This window comes from Pseudoalteromonas sp. S3776 (assembly GCF_005886915.1).
GTDB lineage: Bacteria > Pseudomonadota > Gammaproteobacteria > Enterobacterales > Alteromonadaceae > Pseudoalteromonas.
The window spans coordinates 1-21021 of the sequence record NZ_PNCU01000057.1 but is presented as its reverse complement, the minus strand read 5'-3'; the positions used below and the strand labels follow the sequence as shown (position 1 = coordinate 21021).

The following is a 21021-nucleotide window of genomic DNA, read 5'->3' as shown; positions in this document are numbered from 1 at the left end:
CCTTGCGGCGCGCCTATGCCAATTAGCCGTTTACGACGTCGCCTACTGCTTTTTCAAAGCGTGCTAGGCCTTCTTTAATATCTTCAACTGGAATAACTAAAGATGGGGTAAAACGAATCACGTTCATGCCAGCTACTAGATTCATTAAGCCGTTGTTAGTACTAGCAACTAAAAAATCACGGGCACGGCCTTCAAACTTATCGTTTAATACCGCACCAATAAGTAAACCTTTACCACGTACTTCACTGAATACGTTGTATTTTTCGTTAATAGCGTTTAAACCATCGCGGAATAACTGCTCGCGCTCTTTAACGCCATTTAATACATCAGGTGTGTTTACTGTATCAAAGGCAGCTTCTGCTACGGCACAGGCAAGTGGGTTACCACCATACGTAGAGCCATGAGTACCTACTTTTAAGTGCGCTGCGATATGAGTACGCGTGATCATAGCGCCAATTGGAAAACCACCGCCTAACGCTTTAGCCGTAGTTAAAATATCAGGCACTACGCCTAAGCCTTCGTATGCGTATAAATCACCCGTGCGGCCAACGCCTGTTTGCACTTCATCAAAAATAAGCAGTGCATTGTGCTTAGTACATAACTCGCGTACTTTTTTAGCAAATTCATCTGTTGGTGAAATAATACCGCCTTCACCTTGCAGTGGCTCCATCATTACTGCACATGTTTTATCACTAATAAGTGATTCAAATGCTGCAATATCGTTGTAATCACAATGCATAATGTCGCCAGGTTTAGGGCCAAAGCCATCAGAGTAAGCTGCTTGTCCGCCCACTGTTACGGTAAAAAATGTACGGCCGTGAAAGCCTTTGTTAAACGCAATGATTTGTGATTTTTCTTCGCCGTGTTCGTCAAGTGCAAAGCGACGAGCAAGCTTAAGAGCTGCTTCGTTGGCTTCTGCACCTGAGTTTGCAAAGTACACTTTGTCTGCAAACGTCGCTTCAACCATTTTTTGTGCTAAACGTAGGGCAGGCTCGTTAGTCATTACATTTGATAAGTGCCAAATTTTCTCGCCTTGCTCTTTTAATGCAGACACAAGCGCTGGGTGACAGTGGCCTAAACAATTAACGGCAATACCGCCTGCAAAATCAATAAACTCATTGTTATTTTGATCCCACACACGTGAGCCTTCACCTCGCACAGGAATAACTGCCGACGGATTGTAGTTTGGCACCATTACATCGTTAAATAAGTCTCTTGTTACTTGCATTATGTACACCTAAAAATTGTAAAAATTGAATAAAGATTAGCAAAATAAAAACGTTAGCGTTTTCTCAGCTAGGTAATTTTTGTTATTGATGGTTATTATCGAAGGTTATAGATTAAATTTGCAGTGCTATTTTGTGAAAATTGATTACAATAAAAGTCAAAATAACGAAATCAATAAGCAATATGATAACTTCACAAGACGAAAAGCTACTTTCAATTTTAAAAACCAATGCAAGAGCCAGTATTTCTGACTTGGCACGCATGCTTAATTTATCACGCTCTACCGTGCAAAGCAGAATGTTAAAGCTTGAGGAAACGGGTGTGATAAAAGGCTATAGCGTTGACTACGGTGAAGACTATTTAAGCAGTATGGTATCGGCTCATGTATCTATAAAGGTGATGCAAAAACTCACCACTAAAACTAACTTAGAGCTTAAACAAATTGATGCAATTTCCCAGCTTTATGCAATAAGCGGCGAGTTCGATTTAATTGCCGTTGTACAAGCACAAAACTTAGAGAAGTTAAGTCATTTACTCGATGATATAGGTAATTTAGACGGGGTAGAGCGCACAACATCGTCAGTGATTTTAGAAACAAAATTTAAGCGTTAAAGTTTTGACTTATTGAGTCTTCAGGTTACCTGCTGATTTAACTATATTTAATTTTAACTAAGTTAGGTATTTTTTCGAAGCCTTACTATACTTGATGTAATTAACATAATTATTTAGCAATGGATTATGCCCACAACGTTATTTTTTGCACTTTTGACTTTAACTGAACCATTAAAGTTTGGTACCAATGTATCGCTTACAACACCCGATAATGCGGTTGAACAAGTAGAGTGTATTTTACATAACATGAATATGCCTTTTGAATTGCAATCTCTGCCTTGGCTTAGAGCACGCAGGGAGGTAAAGTTGGGTCGATTAGATGGGTATTTTACAACGCACTTAACTTCTGAAATGAGCCATTATGGTAAGTTGTCATCACCTATTTACCTAGAAAATTGGTACTGGTTTACTCACCCTGAAAGCGTAAATAAAGATCCCAAAAAACTACGTTATGGTGTAGTACATGGAAGCTATCAAGCTAATTGGTTTAAAACACAAAGTATAACCTCACTACTTGAAGTAAATTCGTTAGAGGAAATAGTGAATGTGCTTCATCATCATCGAGTAGATAAAGTATTACTTGATTTAGATGATTTTAACAATGCCGCTGATAACTTAGGTATTGATGCCTCTGTGTATCAACGTTCATTTTATCGCTATGTGCCGCTAGGTGTATTTGCCGCAAATAAGCTTATAAATACGCATCCTTCTTTTTTAGAAAAATTCGACGAAACGATACCTCAGTGTGCACCAGCGCCTTTTTACTTATCACAGGCTGAACAGGTTCAAATACTAAATAAACTATCAGATTCCATCAATACACTGCTATTAGAGCCAATAATTAGCGATGCAGTTGAACAAAGCAACCATATTAATTTGTCTAATCAAGAGCTTGAAAAAACCGATGACCTTTGGGTTAAAGAAGTAAAAACACATCAACATGGCTTAGCTAAAAAAATGCTAGTGACTGACGCGTCATTATTTTTACAACAATGGCAAATGCAGTTCAATGGTATAGTGACAGAAACCATAGTGACAGATAAGCAAGGTAAAAATGCGGCAATGAGCAAAGCCACCAGTGATTATTGGCAAGGTGATGAGAAGGAATTTAGTCTCCTATACCAGCAGGATTTAGATTATCGCTTTGATAGTGTTGAGTACGATGCATCAACACATCATTTTCAGGTGCACTTGAGTTTACCGATAAAAAATACAAAAGGTGAACATATTGGCGTTATTATTTTGGGTGTTGATGTAGAAAAAGCACTGCACTCATTTAATAATAACGTATTAAATTAAACCTTAAACAGTACCTTATTAAACACCACATTATATGTTTAATAAGGTATTCATGGCTATTGAGATACTATAGATATTGGTTTGGTGGCTTGTTTGATAATGGTTTTTTCTGCTTCATCTAGTTTAATAACGTAAGCATTTCCTCCCACAAGCCCTTTAAATTCCTCATCTGTAAATATAAGCGTATTATCATCATAAAAGGTAATCGCTTCTTTTTGCGTAACAATACCTAAATCGATTCGAGATACATCCCCAGAAAAAAATTTGTCGCCTTTAAAATTTTCGAATAGCCAAATACTGGTAGAATCTAGTAGCACTAGTTTAGTCCTGTCTGGGCTAAGCGCAGCGGAGGTTATCCAGCATAGCTTTTCAAGAGTAGTACATGTTTTAAATGAATCAATTAACTGCGCATCAAAATTAGCTGCATGATCGCCTACTTTATAAACGTTGGTAATCCCATCGAAGGGCTCGGTTCTGTTTTTGGTAAATAAATATAAATGGCGTTTGTACTCTACAAAGGCCTCTAAATCAAAGTTGCGTTTATTAGGCGAAATAGGCGTACCATCCATTTCTGGGTAGGTAAATTTGATAATTTCTGCTTCGGTGGTCTGTGTTTTTATATCAATAGGGTTTTCTATTTTATAAATAGTTAACCATTTCCTATCGTTTTTATTATTGCCAAAATCACCTAAGAAAAAATGACCAAATTTATTTTGCGTCATGTCCTCCCAATCAATATTTTTGGCATTAGTGACAAGGATTTCTTTTTCAATAGCGCCATCTTGACCTAGACGATAAAGTTTTGGGTCGTCGCCGCCATCATTAATCGCCCACAAACGCTTTTTTTTATCAAACTCTATGCCTGAAATTTCTTTTAATTTTGGGTCAACTGATAATTGTTTTTTACTATAAAGCGTATACGCAGAAAGGCTTACAAAGGAGGCTAATGCAATAAATACAACTACGGTAGTAAATAGAATGCTTTTTTTCAACATGAAATTTATGGTATTTCAGAGACATAAGATGCTGTGTATTATTACTTAAGGACAGTGACAACGAAAGAAATTTATAGGTTGGTGTGGGCCTTTGTGTCATTTTTTTTGCTAACACCTCCTTATATTTAAAATGATTAAGTTGGTTTAATACTTGCTGTACTTTATTTACTCATTAAAAAGCCAGGTTTATTAGCCTAACCGCACTTTTATTGTGCGGCTTAAAACTTTTTTGCACTGTAATAATGCGTAAATAAAAGTTTGCTTAAATTACCTGTGTTTGATGTTGTTTAAAAGCACCCACATCGCCTTTTGAAGTGTTGTATCGGCCCTGTGGCAAAGATTAAGTACCCATTTTGGATTAGTTGGAGCCTACTATGTTGAATAAACGTTTTTTTAAAACTAAAGATGAAGCAGAAGTTACCTTTGAGTTTACCCACCCAGATGCAGAGCAAGTAAGTTTACTAGGCGAATTTACCGATTGGCAGCCAGTGCCTATGAAATTTAATAAAAAAGACGGGGTCTTCAAATATAAGCAGCGTTTGCCCGTTGATCAGCAGTTTCATTTTCGTTATTTAATTAATGGCGATATTTGGGATAACGACCACCAAGCAGATGACTACCTACCTAATAAATTTGGCACAGAAAATAGCATAGTGAACACTCAACGCATAAATTAAGGCGAGTAAATGGACGCACTTTCGCAGTTGTTTTATCTGCACGGTATTGGTTATGAGTTTACTAAATACACGGGCGAGCAGGTTATATTTAGCGAAGACACGCGCAAACGTGCCTTACAGTGTTGTGGTATAAATACTGATGATGAACACCAAATTGCACAGCTTAATTACCAATTGGATGTGGCGCCTTGGCTTGAGTTAGCACCCGATACTAGCTTAGTGAATTTAACTGATAATCTTTTTTATATTCGCATAGATGAGCGCCAACTTGATTTACCTGTTGTTATAACGCTGCCAAAATTAAATGTAACCTATGAGCGCACTAACTTACATAATTTAACCATTACCGGCGATTATTATGCACATGGCGTACGTTATATTGAAGTGGCAGTGCCTTTAGGGGCTATACCGGTAGGTTATCATCAGGCGCTTGTTAGTGTTGGGGCGCAAAGCAAAGAGATTCAATTGTGGGCTACCCCAGAAAAAGTTTTTCAAGTAGATGACACTAAGCGCACTGGGCTTTCGCTGCAGTTGTACACAGTTAAAAACAAAGCAGGCCTTGGTGTAGGGGATTTTAATGATTTACTAGCGCTATGTGATTTATGTGCACAGCAGCACATGGACTACATATTACTCAACCCATTACACTTGCTTTTTGCACAGCAAAGTGAGCGGGCCAGCCCTTATAGCCCTAATAGCCGTGCGTTATTAAACCCTCTGTATATTTCTGTTGAACTATCAGCTGATAGTAAAAATAATCCGCAGTTGAATGCTTTATTACACAGTGATGAGGTAAAAGCGCTTTTAAACAGCAATCAGCAGTTTATAAATTATGAAAAAGTAAGCACAGTTAAATATGCATTATTTAATGCGCTATTTAGTCATTTTGAAGCACATGCCAGTGCTTCGCGGCGCGATGAGTTTGCACAGTTTTGCAAACAAAACGCCCAGACCTTAACTACGCTCAATTCAGCCAACCCTACCTTTGATTACTACTTACAATGGCAGGCTAAACTACAATTAAGGCATTGCCAGCAGCACTGTTTAAGTAAAGGCATGGCAATAGGTTTAATTAATGACCTTGCTGTTGGCTGTGCAGGAGATGGTATTGAGTATCAATCACAGCAATCACTTTTTAGCGATAATGCTAATGTTGGCGCTCCCCCAGACCCTTGGGCAGAAGCAGGGCAAAATTGGGGGCTGCCTGCGCTTAACCCACAACAATTAAAAAATGATCACTTTGCGTTTTATCGCTCACTTATTCGCGCAAACATGCAAGGTGTTGGCGGTTTGCGAATTGATCACGTTATGGCACTGAGGCGTTTATGGTGGTGTTTTGAAAATAACCACACACAAGATGGTTGTTATGTTTATTACCCTTTCGAACACTTATTGGCTATTTTAAAAATAGAGTCTCACCTTAATCAGTGCATAGTAATAGGAGAAGATTTAGGCATAGTCCCGCCCGAGGTTAAACACGCACTTGCAACAAGCGGTATTTATTCAAATAGCTTATTTTATTTTGAAAAACAACATGATGGTGAGTTTTTGTCGTTAAAACAATTACCTAAGCATTGTTTAATTATGATAGCCAATCATGACGTTCCGCCATTTTGCGGCTGGTGGCAAACAGATGATTTAGATATTAAACGCCAGTATCAACTTATTGATGAGCAGCAGTACCAACAACAATTGCACGAACGACAACATGAAAAACAACGTTTACTGCGCTTTATACGGTTACATAGCATAAAGCAACTTAACGAATCTAGCGATGCTATGTGTGTGTATGGTGAACTGGCTAAAGCACTTGCACATAGTGATAGCCGTTTATTTGCACTTCAGCTTGATGATTTAGATAAACAAACGTATCCGGTGAATATACCCGGTACTGATACCGAATACCCAAATTGGCGCCGTGTTTTAACGCACTCATGTGACGATATTTTTAAACATAATGCCAGTACCTTGGCTGCTGTTAATTCAATAAGGAAAGAATATGAGTAGTACTGCACCAAAGGATTCATTACAAACCCGTTACGACGAGCAGGTAAGGGCACTCCAAGGCGGCAGGTTTAAAGACCCTTTTAGTTTTTTAGGGGCGCATGCTTATAAAAGTGGTTACGAAATACGCGTGTATTTACCCGCAGCGAAAAGTGTAAGTATTTTTATTAATGATAAAAAAGTTATTGCAAAGCGTTACAACCACAGCGATTTATTTATAGCAACAAGCAACGAAATGCCCGCGCAGCCTTATAAGTGTAACGTTGAATATGAAAATTCAACACTATGTTTTTACGATGAATATAGCTTTGCAAGCAGCTTAGATACGGATGCAATGTACTTATTTAACGAAGGCAGTTTAGAGCATGCATATAAACATTTAGGTGCACACTTTATTAACCAACAAGGGGTTGATGGAGTGCGTTTTTGTGTGTGGGCGCCTAATGCAGCCAGTGTATCTGTTATTGGGGAATTTAACCTTTGGCAAGCTAATCGCCACTATATGCGCTTTCATCCTGCGTGTGGTGTGTGGGAGATTTTTATCGCAGGGCTTCAGCCCGATACCTGTTATAAATTTTCTATTGTGACACAGCGAGGCAATGTACTTGAAAAAGCAGATCCGTTTGCCTTTAAAATGCAACAAGCACCAGGCACGGCCAGTGTGTTACAACAGCAAGCTGCGGCTATTACGCTGAGCGATAGCGAGCTTAAAAATCGTCAAAAGCGTAACCATATAGACGCGCCCATAAGTATTTACGAAGTGCACTTAGGCTCATGGCAAAGGGCTGAAGAAAACCGCTATTTAAGCTATAGCGAGCTTGCCGACAAATTGGTTAATTACACGCTTGAAATGGGCTTTACGCATATTCAATTAATGCCAATAAGTGAATACCCATTTGATGGTTCGTGGGGTTATCAGCCGGTGGGGTTATTTGCACCAACTAGTCGCTTTGGTGATTACAGCAGTTTTAAATACTTTGTTCAGCAGTGCCACAAAGCAAACTTAGGTGTGCTACTTGATTGGGTGCCTGGGCATTTTCCTAGCGATCCGCATGGATTACATCACTTTGACGGCACGCATTTATTTGAACATGCCGATATTCGACAGGGCTTTCATCCCGATTGGAATACCTATATTTATAATTACGACCGTCCGGAGGTGAAAAGCTTTTTAATCTCTAATGCGATGTATTGGCTAGAGCAATTTGGCCTTGATGGACTGCGCGTAGATGCTGTGGCTTCCATGCTTTATTTAGACTACAGCCGCAAAGAAGGGCAATGGGTTGCTAATTGTTATGGTGGGCGAGAAAACCTAGGCGCTATTGAGTGCCTAAAGCAAGTAAATCTGCGCAGTTATAAAAATAATCCGGGCATTATGATGGTGGCTGAAGAGTCTACTGCATGGCCGGGCGTTACTCAAAGTGTTGATCACAATGGCTTAGGTTTTGGCTACAAATGGAATATGGGGTGGATGAACGACAGCCTGCATTACATGAAATATGACCCACTTTATAGGCAGCACCACCATCACGAAATGACGTTTTCTATGGTATACGCATTTAGCGAAAATTACATTTTACCGCTAAGTCATGACGAAGTTGTACATGGTAAAGGTTCGCTAATTGAAAAAATGCCCGGTGATGATTGGCAAAAATTTGCCAATCTACGTGCGTATTACGCATTTATGTGGGCGCACCCAGGCAAAAAGCTGCTGTTTATGGGCGGCGAAATAGCACAGCGAAAAGAATGGGATCACAACCATTCTATTGATTGGCATTTGCTAGAGCATAAAAGCCACCGCGGTATACAAAACACTGTACAAGTGCTCAATACTGTTTATAAAAAGTCACCTGCACTGTATGAACTCGACTCAAGCCCTGCGGGTTTTGAATGGATAGATAACAACAATAACGCGCAAAGTATATTTAGTTTTGTACGTTATGCTAAAAATGCCCACGACTTTATTGTAGTAGTAGCAAACTTTACACCTGTTTCTTATCAAGAATATGAAATTGGGGTACCCGCGGCGGGTAAATATAAGGTTATTTTAAACACCGATGATGACGCTTTTTTTGGCTCAGGTATTAAAGTAACAGCAAACAAAAACGCCACGGTTAGTAGCGTAAAGGCAAGCGTTCATGGTTTTTCGCATAGCATTAAAATTGCAATGGGCGGGTTAACGACGATTTATTTACAAAAGGTTGAAGATGAGTAATCGATTTGAGGTTTCACATGGGCAACCACAGCCACTTGGCGCAACTATTAGCAGTGGCGGCGTTAACTTTAGCTTGTATGCGCCTAAAGCAACACAAGCTTATGTGTGTTTATTTGATAAAAGTGGTCACTCTGAAATATTAAAAGTAACCATGCATATCAACGAAGGCGGTATATGGACAGCCCATGTTGCGCCTTTAGCCGAAGGCGCATTATATGGTTATCGCATTGAAGGGGAGTACAGTCCTGAAAAAGGGCTGTTGTTTAACGAGCACAAATTGCTGATTGACCCTTATGCAAAAGACTTATTTGGCGAATTTACATGGAGTGAGCGCCACTATGGGCAAATGCCTATTGGCACGAAAAGCACCGTTAATAATGCCATTGATATACCTAAATCACGGGTTATTAATAGCCAGCCTTATAAACATAAAAAGCCAAATCATAGCTGGTCTAATACCGTTATTTATGAGTGTCATGTAAAAGGTGCCACGTGCCGACACCCTAATATTCCTAAAAATTTGCAAGGCAAGTTTTTAGGTTTAAGCCACCCTAGCTTTATTGAGCATTTGCATAATTTAGGGGTTACTGCACTTGAGCTACTCCCTGTGCATGCCTTTATAAGTGAGCAGTTTTTAACGGCAAAAGGGCTGCAAAATTATTGGGGCTACAACACGCTCAATTTTTTTACTCCGCATAAAGATTATTTGGTTAATGACGACATTAACGAGTTTAAACAAATGGTTAGCGAGCTTCATAAAGCGGATATAGAGGTTATTTTAGATGTGGTTTATAACCACACCGCAGAAGCGGGCGCCGATGGGCCGATTTTATCGCTCAGAGGGCTAGATAACCTTGCTTATTATCGTACGGTTGCTGACAAGCCACAGGTGTATATAAACGATACAGGCTGTGGTAACACCATTAATATTGACCACCCTAAAACTTTAAAGCTGGTACTAGATAGCTTGCGTTATTGGGTACAAATAATGGGAGTCGACGGTTTTAGGTTTGATTTAGCTACTATTTTAGGCAGGAATGCCCATGGTTTTAATACCGCCCATGCGTTTTTTCAAGCCATTGAGCAAGACCCTGTATTAAGCCGTGTAAAGCTTATTAGTGAACCTTGGGATATAGGGCCCGGTGGCTACCAACTTGGCGCATTCCCCTCCCCGTGGCGAGAGTGGAATGATCAATACAGAGATGTAATACGCCGATTTTGGCAAAGCGAAGAAGGCGTTATAGCCAATGTGGCAAAGCGTATTCATGGCTCATTTGATATTTTTGAACACAGCCAGCGTGGGCCGCTTAATAGTATTAACTTTATTACCAGCCACGATGGTTTTACGCTTGCTGATTTAGTCAGTTATGAGCACAAACATAATGAAGCAAATGGTGAGCAAAATCGCGATGGCCACAGCGCTAATCATTCAACCAATTGTGGTGTTGAGGGATTTACTAATGATGCCAAAATTATTGCCTTAAGATTGCAACAACAAAAGAACTTTTTACTTACGCTAATACTCTCAAAAGGAGTACCTATGATTGCCTCTGGCAGTGAAATGGGCCACTCGCAGGGGGGTAATAATAATGCGTATTGTCAAAATAACCGCACCAGTTGGTTGGCATGGAAAGACTCGCAGCTAAATCATTCACTTACCCGTTTTATTGACGATGCATTAAAAATAAGGCGTGGTCACAGCGCGTTTAAACACAGTGTATTTTCAGAAGATATTGACGAGCGCTTTACGGTTAAATGGTTTACCGAGCAAGGCGTAAAAATGACTAACGAGCATTGGCACGAGCCGCAGCGCCAGTTTTTAATGTATAGCTTGTTAGATAAGCAAAATAAATACGCCTTATTAATCATTTTAAATCCGAGTAAAAAAACAGTTTTTTGTAAGTTACCCCCATCGCCTATCGCGGCGCAATGGGACATGGTTTTATCAAGTGTACATAACGCATCGCTAAGCAGTAAAGAGGATGCAATAGTCGAAATTTCAACACAAAGCAGCTGGGTTTTTAGTGCAAATTTAGAGGACGAAGGTCATGTCTAAGCAAGACGAAAATGTGTGTGTGGTAAAAGGGTGGCAAGAAGGCCCTGTAATTGATGAAAGCACTTTAAAGGATGATTTAACTCGGCACTTTTATTACAGTTTAGGACGTGACAAAGTCGGTGAGTCGCAACTGTATTTATATCATGCGCTCGCGCTGACAATTAGAGATCGGCTTGTTGCTCGTTGCAGAGAAACCAAACAACAAATAAAGCAAGAAAAACGCCGCAAAACAGCTTACTTATCGTTAGAATTTTTAATGGGTAGGGCACTTGGCAATGCTATTTTAAACTTAGATTTAGACGAGCAAGTATCCAGTGCTCTACAAGAATATTGCACCACAACAGAAACTGTAGCCCAAGCAGAGCATGATGCAGGGCTAGGTAATGGTGGCCTCGGACGTTTAGCAGCCTGTTTTTTAGATAGCTGTGCAAGCCTTGCGCTTCCCGTGGTGGGTTACGGTATTCGCTACGAATACGGTATGTTTAACCAATCACTAAAAAATGGTCACCAAGTTGAGCAACCCGATAATTGGCTTCGTGAGGGGCACCCGTGGGAGCTTGCCGCCCCTGAGCAATCACAACGAGTGAAGTTTTTCGGGCACGTACAAAGTTATACCGACAAACATGGGCGAGAACACCGCCAATGGGTTGGTTGTCATGATGTTTTAGCCGTGCCCTATGATGTGCCTATTCCTGGTTATAAAAACGACATTGTTAATACGCTAAGGTTATGGAAATCAGAAGCGACCGACGAATTTAACTTAACCGAGTTTAATGCAGGGAGTTATTCAGAAGCGGTGGCGCAAAAAAACTTAGCAGAACAAATCACAATGGTGCTTTACCCAAATGACAGCAGTGAAAATGGTAAAGAGCTTAGGTTGCGCCAACAGTACTTTTTATCATCAGCGAGCATTCAAGATATTGTATCGCAATGGGTTGAACAGTACGGCGAAGACTTTAGTGACTTTGCTGCACATCATGTATTTCAATTAAATGATACCCACCCAAGTATTGCCGTGGCAGAGTTAATGCGCATTTTGGTTGATGACTACGAGCTTGATTGGGATAATGCGTGGGAAATTACAACCAGCACAATGGCTTACACTAACCACACATTATTGCCAGAGGCATTAGAAAAATGGTCGGTGCCACTTTTTGCAAAACTACTCCCACGAATTTTAGAAATTATTTATGAAATAAATGCCCGCTTTTTAGCCCAAGTGGCTCAGCATTGGCCTGGTGATGCAAGTAAACAGCGTGCGCTGTCGTTAATTGAAGAAGGCGACGTGCCGCAAATACGCATGGCATATTTAGCCATTGTGGGTAGCTATTCGGTAAATGGTGTGGCCGCACTACATACTCAACTTTTAAAAGAAGGCCTATTTAAAACCTTTTATGAACTTTGGCCTAATAAGTTTAATAATAAAACCAATGGGGTTACGCCAAGGCGTTGGTTAGCACACTGCAACCCTGCCTTGAGCACGTTAATTACAGAAAAAATTGGCTCAAAATGGGTTAGCAATTTTGCAGATATTAGCCAATTACGTCGCTACTTCGACGACAGGGCGTTTCATCAGCAATGGCAAAATGTTAAACGCGAAAATAAACAACGCCTCGTCGATTTAGTCAAAGAGCGCTGTGGTGTTGATTTTGATGTAGAGATGATGTTTGACGTACAAGTTAAACGTATTCACGAATACAAACGCCAGCTATTAAATGTGCTGCATGTTATTCATTTATATGAGCGTATACGCCGTGGCGATACGACAAACTTAGTACCACGTTGTGTGCTGTTAGGAGGTAAAGCAGCGCCTGGTTATTACATGGCTAAAAAAATAATTAAGCTCATTAATAATGTCGCTGAGGTTATTAATAAAGACCCACTTGCAGCACCTTATTTACGAGTTGCGTTTTTGCCAAATTATAATGTAACCGCAATGGAAACGATTTGCCCGGCAACCGATTTATCAGAGCAAGTATCGACCGCAGGTAAAGAAGCATCAGGCACTGGTAACATGAAGTTTATGATGAATGGCGCGCTTACTATTGGTACGTTAGATGGGGCGAATATTGAAATTAGAGACGCTGTGGGCGCAGATAATTTCTTTTTGTTTGGTGCGCAGGCTCATGAAATTGATGATATTAAATCGCGCTATAACCCTTCTCATTTAATAGAGCAAAACAGCGACCTGAGCCATGTAATGCAGTTACTCGAAAGCGGGCAATTTAATCTGTTTGAGCCTAATTTATTTGACGACATTATTAATGCAATTAAAAGCCCTCACGATCCTTGGTTGGTTGCACATGACTTTGAAAGCTACGTTGCTGCGCAAAAGCAGGTAGAGGCTGCGTATCTTGACCAAACGCATTGGACGCAAATGAGTATTTTAAATACGGCCGCAAGTGGCATCTTTTCAAGTGATAGAACCATAAGCCAATACAGTGAAGATATTTGGCACCTAACCCCCCTAACTATTAGTGAAACAGACTTACACACAACTACGAGCCATGCCACTAAGAGCACAGACTAAACGGAGAGAGTATTATGCCTAGTTATGCAAATCGTTACATAAGTAGCTTAACCCGAGATACGTACGCGTTAATACTGGCTGGTGGACGCGGCTCACGCTTACACGAATTGACAGATTGGCGCGCAAAGCCTGCTGTTTATTTTGGCGGTAAGCACCGTATTATCGATTTTCCATTATCAAATTGTATTAATTCGGGTGTGAGGCGTGTAGGCATAGCCACACAGTATAAATCACACTCTTTGATCCGCCATGTTAATCGCGCCTGGGGCCATTTTAAGAAGGAGCTGGGGGAGTCGGTTGAAATTTTACCCGCATCTCAGCGTAATGGTGATGAGTGGTATTGTGGGACTGCCGATGCGGTTTTTCAAAACATGGATATAATTCGCCACGAACTGCCAAAATATGTGATGATTTTGTCAGGCGATCACGTTTATCGAATGGATTACGGTGCTTTATTAGCTGAGCATGTCCAAAAAGGCGCCGACATGACTGTATGTTGTCTTGAAGTACCTGTTGAAGAGGCTGCAGACACCTTTGGGGTAATGACCGTTGATGAAAAAAATCGAGTATGCCGCTTTGATGAAAAACCTTCTATCCCCAGCTCTGTCCCTGGTAAGCCAGGAACCTGCTTAGCCTCTATGGGCAACTATGTGTTTAATACCGAGTTTTTATTTGAGCAGCTAAAAAAAGATGCTGAAAATGAAGGTTCTGGCCGCGATTTTGGGCACGATATTATTCCGGCAATTATAGAAGAGCACAGTGTGTATGCGTTTCCGTTTAGAGATCCCATGCAAGAAGGGCAACCTTATTGGCGCGATGTAGGAACGTTAGACTCGTTTTGGGAAGCCAATATGGAATTGGTAATGCCCGAGCCACAGCTAGATTTATACGATCCAACCTGGCCTATTTGGACCTACCAAGAGCAGTTGCCACCGGCTAAGTTTATTTTTGATGATGAAGATAGACGCGGTATGGCGGTAGACTCAACGGTATCAGGGGGGTGTATTGTATCGGGCTCAGTAGTTAGAAAATCACTGCTGTTTTCAAACGTGCACGTACGTTCATTTTGCGAAATAGAGCAATCGGTAATTTTACCCGGGGCTCTCATTAATCGTCATTGTAAAATTAAGCGAGCCATAATTGATCGAAGCTGTGAAATACCCGCAGGGCTTGAAATTGGCTACGATAGAAAAGCCGATGAAGAAAATGGCTTTAGGGTATCTAAAAAAGGCATAGTGCTTGTAACCCGTGATATGCTCACGGAGCTTGCCAAAAAGCTTGAACGTCAAGCACACGAAAATAAAAAGTTCGCTTAAAATCGGATGCGAATAACAAAGGTTAAGGAAGTAGTAAATAAATGCATGTATTAATGGTTGCCGCAGAAAACGATGCTTTACCAAACGCTAAAGTGGGCGGTGTAGCAGATGTAGTCAGAGATGCCCCAAAAGCACTAGCCGCACAGGGCGTGAGCGTAGATGTTGTTATTCCTGATTATGGGTTTGAGCAACTGCAACGTGAATATATAGGTGATGTCACTGTTATATTTAGAGCGCAGCCACAGGTATTATCTGTATTTAAAATATGTGATGACAACACACACATTAATCAATTTGTTATTTCGCATCCACTGTTTAGCCAATCGGGGGCGGTGTACTGCAATGACGAACCCGGGCGACCTTTTGCAACAGATGCAACCAAATACGCATTATTTAGTGCCGCAATATGTGAAGTGTTACTGCAGGGATTATTAAAGCGCCCTCAAGCACTGCATCTTCACGATTGGCACAGCGCTTGTGTTGCCGTGTTATTAAAATTTGATAAACGCTACGATACGCTTGCTAATTTACACATTGCCTACACTGTTCATAATTTAGCACTGCAAGGGATCAGACCTTTTAAACACGATGACTCGAGTTTAGAGGCCTGGTTTCCTTCGTTAGGTTATAACGGGCAACATTTGTGCGACCCTCGTTACCCACACTGCTTTAACCCTATGCGAAGCGCTATAAATTTGGCTGATAAAGTGCATTTAGTCTCACCTACTTACAGTACTGAGGTACTAAAGCCGAGTAATTATCAGCAAGGTTTTTTTGGTGGAGAAGGCTTAGAGCTTGATTTACAAAATCAATCGGCCCAAGGCAAGGTAGTGGGGATATTAAATGGCTGTGAATACCCTGAGCAAAGCCCTGAGCAGGTTACTTTATCGCTTTTGTATGAGCGTATTGAACATACCTTATTTAACTGGATGGTAAAACATGAACAGCTTGAAACGAGTTACTATATTGCGCATCAGCGCATGCTGCAGTTTAAAAACACGCCAATAGACGGGCCCCTTGTAACAAGTGTTGGCAGGCTGACCGAGCAAAAGGTGCTATTACTTTGTCAACAATACGGTAATGCATTAGCGCTTGATAAAGTGTGTGAAATAATTAACCGTTTTAATGGCCGTCTCATTATTTTAGGCTCTGGTGACAAAGCTCCTGAAAGTATTTTTACTAAGGCCATGGCACGCAATGCAAACTTGTTGTTTTTAAAAGGGTATGGGCAAGGTATTGGCGATAGCCTATATGAGCTTGGGGATTTATTTTTAATGCCAAGCTCGTTTGAACCATGCGGAATTAGTCAAATGCTTGCTATGCGCGCAGGGCAACCTTGTTTAGTACACAGTGTTGGCGGTTTAAAAGACACCGTAAGCCACAAAAACAATGGCTTTGCGTTTTTTGGCGCCTCGTTAGATGAGCAAGTTGATGGGTTAATGACATGCTTAACTGAAACCCTTACGCTAAAACAGCAAAATCCTAAGCAATGGGAAAAAATTACAGCTAATGCTAAAGGTGCACGTTTTTCGTGGGAAACGGTCGCTGCTGATTATATTTCAAGCATGTATTGCTAAATCATTAAATTTAAACGCAACAGAAGTGACATTTTTACCTATTTACGCTATTAATTACTTAGTTTGAGTATATAAATAAGAAGTAGGTAATGTGTCTGTATTTGTTGCAAGGCAAGCAATATTTAATCGTAAGCAAAATGTAGTTGCTTACGAGCTTTTATTTCGCAATAGTGCTGAAAACTTTTTTCCCGATATAGAAGAAGGTCAAGCTACTGCTCGCCTAATAATGGAAAACCAGCTTAATTTAGGCACCCGCCACATCACCTCAGGTAAAACAGCATTAATAAATATAGGGCCTGACTCTTTAAAACACAATTTATGTGACTTTTTACCCTGTAAAGATGTAGTCATTGAGCTGTTAGAAACCATTGAACCCACCGATGATAATTACCAACTTTGCAGAGAACTTTTTCATAAAAATTATAAGCTTGCATTAGATGACTTTGTGTATAACGAACAATGGGAGCGATTTTTAAAGTTTATTAAGCTAGTAAAGTTTGATATTGCGCAAACGCCTTTATCAGATATTGCCGAGATTGTAGAAAAACTAAAACAGCATAAAAAAATTAAAATATTAGCTGAAAAAATAGAAACCCAAGCCGATTATCATCAAGCCCATAAAATGGGGTTTGATTATTTCCAAGGCTACTTTTTTGCTAAGCCCACAATGCACGAACAGCAAGACATTGATTATAACTATGCGTTAGTTGTGGCTATTTACGCGCAAGTAATGAAATCAAGCCCAGATATAAAGCAAATTAGTGCGTTATTTGAAGCCGATGCAGCCCTGGCTTATAAGCTTATGCGCCTAATTAACAGTGGTGTTTTTCCTATTCAAAGCAAAATATCATCTATTAAACAGGCGTTAGTGTATTTAGGGCATGAGCGTTTAAAAAAGTTTGTAAGTCTTATTGTTACCGCCCACACCGCGGGTAAAAAGCCAGCAGAGTTAATGCAAGTGTGTGTAGTTAGAGCACGCTTTTGTGAGCTAATAGCAAAGCAGGTGTCTAAATCGCTTGCGGGTGAGGCGTTTTTAACCGGCTTGTTTTCGTTACTCGATGCCATACTCGATCAACCTATGAGTTTATTAGTCGAAAAATTACCTTTTCCTGATGATATTAAAGCGGCGTTATTAAACGAAAAAAACACCCTATATTATATTTTAAATGTAGTGCAAGCGTACGAAACAGGTAGCTGGTGGACATTAGAAAAAGCCGTTATATTACTTAATGTTAAAAGTGATGTGCTGCCAGGGTTATATAAACAAGCCGTAGATTGGGCAGATAATTATAAAAATAATAGTTAAAGGACAGTAACCGCTCATTATGCGAAATTATAATATGGACTTTATTCGTGGCATTGCTGTGCTTTGCTTAGTGTATATGAATGGCTATGCGTTTGGCTTAATGGACTATAGCTATATTCCTTTATCTACCCCGCCTTTTAGCGATGCCCTTATCCATGCTGTGAGTACTTTTTTTGTGGATGGCCGATTTAGAACGCTGTTTAGCTTACTGTTTGGTGCAGGCCTGTATATTCAATGGCAAAAAGTTAAATCAACAGCCCCTTTAAAAGCGCGATTGCATTGGCTTATCATTTTTGGTTTGGTACATGGTTTTTTACTGTGGGCTGGCGACATTTTATTTTTGTACGGTGTATCTGGCTGGTTTACCCTAAAATATTTGCAAAGTAATAACCAACTACTTTTAAAAAGGGCGGGGGAGTTTCTTTTAATTGGTTGTGTAGCCACGGCGTTGGTACTTTTTAGTGTACCAGATGAGGTAATTTATCGTGACACAGCGCAGTATATCGATTTATATAGCCCACATTACAGCGATTATTTTTTAAGTAACCTAGGTATGAATGTATTAATGCTGGTAGCTGTTCCTATCATGATCATGTGGCTGTGCGTAGGGCTGATGCTGATAGGCATCTATTTATATAAAAATGAGGTTTTTAATAGAGGTTTAACCAAGCCGCACCTTATTATTTGTATAACTGGTGCCTTTATTTTTTCAGGCATGAGGCTGTATGCGTCACAGTTTACAGGGGGAGCAGGGTTCGCCATACAAGAGTTTATAAATACCTTTGCCGCGTTGTTCATGGCTGTATTTTATATTCATCTTATCGTTAAATTTTGTAATAATCGCGCCCATGTAGGGCGGCTTATTCAGCAGGCGGGGCGCCTAGCTTTTACCCTATATATAGGCCAAACACTTATGCAGCTGCTGCTTTATAAAGTATTGTATCCGCAGTGGGTATTGAGTTTTAACCGCATAGACTATTGGTTAGTCGCGACCGGCCTGGTTACTTTGCAGCTATTGTTTACAGCTTTATATTGTCGCTATTATGAGCAAGGGCCGCTGGAATATGTTTGGCGTAAGTTAACTCAAGCAAAAATCGCAAAAATTAATGCGTAAAGGCTTAAATTAGGGGCGAAAAATAATGGCGTGTGGTTTACACTAGTCGCCTTTAAAATTAGGACCATTAAGTGCCATGACCGAATTAAAACGTTTAAATAAATTTATTAGTGAAACAGGTTTTTGTTCACGCCGTGAAGCCGATAAATATATTGAGCAAGGTCGTGTAACGGTTAATGGTAATACGCCTGAAATGGGCGTAAAAGTGGCAGATACCGATACTGTTTTAGTAGATGGAAAACCGCTGCGCGAAAAACCAAAGCGTGTGTACATTGCGTATAATAAGCCAGTAGGTATTACCTGTACCACCGAGAGTAAAATTCAAAGTAATATTGTAAAAGCTGTTAATTATCCCACCCGCATATTTCCTATCGGCCGTTTAGATAGACCTTCTGAAGGATTAATTTTTTTAACTAACGAAGGTGACATCGTTAATAAAATTTTGCGAGCAGGTAATAACCACGAAAAAGAATACGTGGTGACAGTTGATAAACCACTAAACCGCCAGTTTGTGAGCAAAATGGCCAACGGTATTCCTATTTTAGATACCGTCACAAAAAAATGTAAAGTGAAGCAAACAGCGCCGCAAGAGTTCAAAATTGTGCTTACACAGGGGTTAAATCGCCAAATTCGTCGTATGTGTGAATACCTAGGCTATGAAGTGGTGACCCTTAAACGTACCCGCATTATGAATGTAACGTTAAAGGGCTTAAAAGTAGGCCAGTGGCGACATTTAACCGACGTAGAAATGGCGCAAATTAATGACTCAATTGCTGACTCGGGTAAAACGCAAGAGCATTCGGTTGATACTAATAAGCAAAATGCCAATAACAAAGGCGAGCCTAAAAAGCGTGATTTTCAGGGTGAAAACCCACGTGCCTTTAATAATGAGCGAGGCACTCGTACTCAAAGAAGTAACACCCCCTTTCAAAAGCGTTCAACCACCTATTTAGGTAAAGGGGCCGTAGTTAAAAATACTCAAGGCGATAGCAAAAACGCAAACAACAAAAAGTCATCAAACGGTAAATCGCGCTCATCTGGTACATTAAGTTTAAAAAAATAGCGTGTGCACTTACCACTGTATTTGATGCACAACGTAACCGAGTGGGCTTTTAACGCCCACGATGTTTATTTTTTCATTTTTTAACCGTTTTAGTTTTTGCTTATCTAAATACCATCTAAAAGAGCGTTTTCTATAAGTTTGTAAATCAAGCACAACCAGTTTTGCGCAGCTGTATTCGTAATCACGCGGGCAGGCCTCTATAGCCAGTAGCTGGTACTCTTGCTGCCAGCTATTCTCGCTATAATAATAAGTCCAAAGCTTTACAGAAATACAAAAACTAGCCCACAGCCATAAATAAACTAAAACCGGTATAAACAAGATACCCAGCCAACCCCTAAGCTTCCCATCATCCTCTAAGTAGTCTTTAAAATTTGATTTAAACGTTATGCATGCGTTGTACTTTTTGTATCCGTACATACCTGCTGCAATACTAATTAGTACTGACAAAGCAGGAAGCAGCTTATGTGTTAAAAAATCATAAGCAGTATTGGCAATAAAGGGGGGATCGAGATTTTCATCCCAAGCAATAAAAAATAGGGGAGGGAGTAGTAAGCTCGCGGTAATTATTATTCTAAAAAGTTGTTTTGCTGTCATTTGAGGGGTTATTTATAAAACACAACGCCAATATAAAGTAAAAAAAGCCCTAAATAAACGGCTAATGCAGATACGCTGTTTTTAGAGCGCAGACGTTTAATTAAATCGTAAGTACCGTCAAACATGCCCGTTATTACCAACGCAATACCGCCCGTGAAACGGTAGTTGTTTAAATCTGCATTGCCATTTTCGTCGCTTATAAAGCGAAAATAGCCAAAGAGAATACATATACAGCCTAGGGCCTGTTGACCTTTCAGGATTATAACTTGTTCAATCTAGGGGCTATTTAATCGTGGCGCGAGGTTTGTAACCTAGTGGGCTAAGTAAAAACCGAGTAAAGCTTCCGCGTCCTGCTCACGCCCCTTACCTACATCCATGTAGGCAACAAAGAGTAAATGGCCCCTAGAAAGAACCCTTCGGGCAGCGTATGTTTGGC

At 40.2% G+C, this 21021-nt stretch carries 15 protein-coding genes; 12 read left to right on the top strand and 3 right to left on the bottom strand.

The window, feature by feature from the left end; genetic code table 11:
* Nucleotides 1-22 precede the first annotated feature (22 nt).
* Nucleotides 23-1228, bottom strand: coding sequence for an aspartate aminotransferase family protein (locus tag CWC16_RS17370; protein ID WP_138542437.1), 1206 nt, complete (start codon nt 1226-1228; stop codon nt 23-25).
* 182 nt (nt 1229-1410) lie between these two features.
* Between CWC16_RS17370 and CWC16_RS17365 the strand changes: the two genes are divergently transcribed.
* Nucleotides 1411-1839, top strand: coding sequence for an Lrp/AsnC family transcriptional regulator (locus CWC16_RS17365; protein ID WP_138542436.1), 429 nt, complete (start codon nt 1411-1413; stop codon nt 1837-1839).
* Between the two features lie 126 nt (nt 1840-1965).
* Complete coding sequence (locus CWC16_RS17360) at nt 1966-3138, top strand: transporter substrate-binding domain-containing protein (RefSeq protein ID WP_138542435.1); 1173 nt, start codon at nt 1966-1968, stop codon at nt 3136-3138.
* A 56-nt stretch (nt 3139-3194) separates the two neighbouring features.
* Here CWC16_RS17360 and CWC16_RS17355 read toward each other — a convergent pair whose 3' ends face one another.
* Nucleotides 3195-4133 carry a hypothetical protein gene (locus CWC16_RS17355; protein ID WP_138542434.1) on the bottom strand — a complete coding sequence of 313 codons (939 nt, stop codon included), beginning with the start codon at nt 4131-4133 and terminating at the stop codon, nt 3195-3197.
* A gap of 374 nt (nt 4134-4507) precedes the next feature.
* On the opposite strand from CWC16_RS17355, the gene CWC16_RS17350 reads away from it, so the two are divergent.
* The 10 genes from CWC16_RS17350 to rluF all read left to right on the top strand — a co-directional run bounded on the left by CWC16_RS17350 (nt 4508) and on the right by rluF (nt 19991).
* Nucleotides 4508-4810: an isoamylase early set domain-containing protein gene (locus CWC16_RS17350; protein WP_138542433.1), complete on the top strand. Its 303-nt coding sequence runs from the start codon at nt 4508-4510 to the stop codon at nt 4808-4810.
* Between the two features lie 9 nt (nt 4811-4819).
* Nucleotides 4820-6817 (top strand): 4-alpha-glucanotransferase, encoded by a 1998-nt coding sequence (malQ, locus tag CWC16_RS17345; RefSeq protein ID WP_138542432.1) that lies wholly within the window; start codon nt 4820-4822, stop codon nt 6815-6817.
* Complete coding sequence (gene glgB, locus CWC16_RS17340; RefSeq protein ID WP_138542431.1) at nt 6810-9029, top strand: 1,4-alpha-glucan branching protein GlgB; 2220 nt, start codon at nt 6810-6812, stop codon at nt 9027-9029. The genes malQ and glgB overlap by 8 nt, the downstream gene beginning before the upstream one ends.
* Complete coding sequence (glgX, locus tag CWC16_RS17335) at nt 9022-11085, top strand: glycogen debranching protein GlgX (protein ID WP_138542430.1); 2064 nt, start codon at nt 9022-9024, stop codon at nt 11083-11085. Before glgB ends, glgX begins: the two co-directional genes overlap by 8 nt.
* A complete protein-coding gene (locus tag CWC16_RS17330; protein ID WP_138542429.1) occupies nt 11078-13615 on the top strand; it encodes a glycogen/starch/alpha-glucan phosphorylase in 2538 nt (845 codons plus the stop codon). The genes glgX and CWC16_RS17330 overlap by 8 nt, the downstream gene beginning before the upstream one ends.
* A 14-nt stretch (nt 13616-13629) precedes the next feature.
* On the top strand, nt 13630-14931 hold the full coding sequence (gene glgC / locus CWC16_RS17325) for a glucose-1-phosphate adenylyltransferase (RefSeq protein WP_004586432.1): 1302 nt from the start codon (nt 13630-13632) through the stop codon (nt 14929-14931).
* 41 nt (nt 14932-14972) lie between these two features.
* Complete coding sequence (locus tag CWC16_RS17320) at nt 14973-16508, top strand: glycogen synthase (protein WP_138542428.1); 1536 nt, start codon at nt 14973-14975, stop codon at nt 16506-16508.
* A gap of 91 nt (nt 16509-16599) precedes the next feature.
* Complete coding sequence (locus CWC16_RS17315) at nt 16600-17814, top strand: EAL and HDOD domain-containing protein (RefSeq protein ID WP_138542427.1); 1215 nt, start codon at nt 16600-16602, stop codon at nt 17812-17814.
* Between the two features lie 19 nt (nt 17815-17833).
* Complete coding sequence (locus tag CWC16_RS17310) at nt 17834-18928, top strand: DUF418 domain-containing protein (RefSeq protein WP_502705079.1); 1095 nt, start codon at nt 17834-17836, stop codon at nt 18926-18928.
* A gap of 76 nt (nt 18929-19004) precedes the next feature.
* Nucleotides 19005-19991 (top strand): 23S rRNA pseudouridine(2604) synthase RluF, encoded by a 987-nt coding sequence (gene rluF, locus CWC16_RS17305; protein ID WP_138542426.1) that lies wholly within the window; start codon nt 19005-19007, stop codon nt 19989-19991.
* Nucleotides 19992-20000: 9 nt separating this feature from the next.
* Here rluF and CWC16_RS17300 read toward each other — a convergent pair whose 3' ends face one another.
* Nucleotides 20001-20585, bottom strand: coding sequence for a hypothetical protein (locus CWC16_RS17300; protein WP_138542425.1), 585 nt, complete (start codon nt 20583-20585; stop codon nt 20001-20003).
* Between the last annotated feature and the right edge of the window lie 436 nt (nt 20586-21021).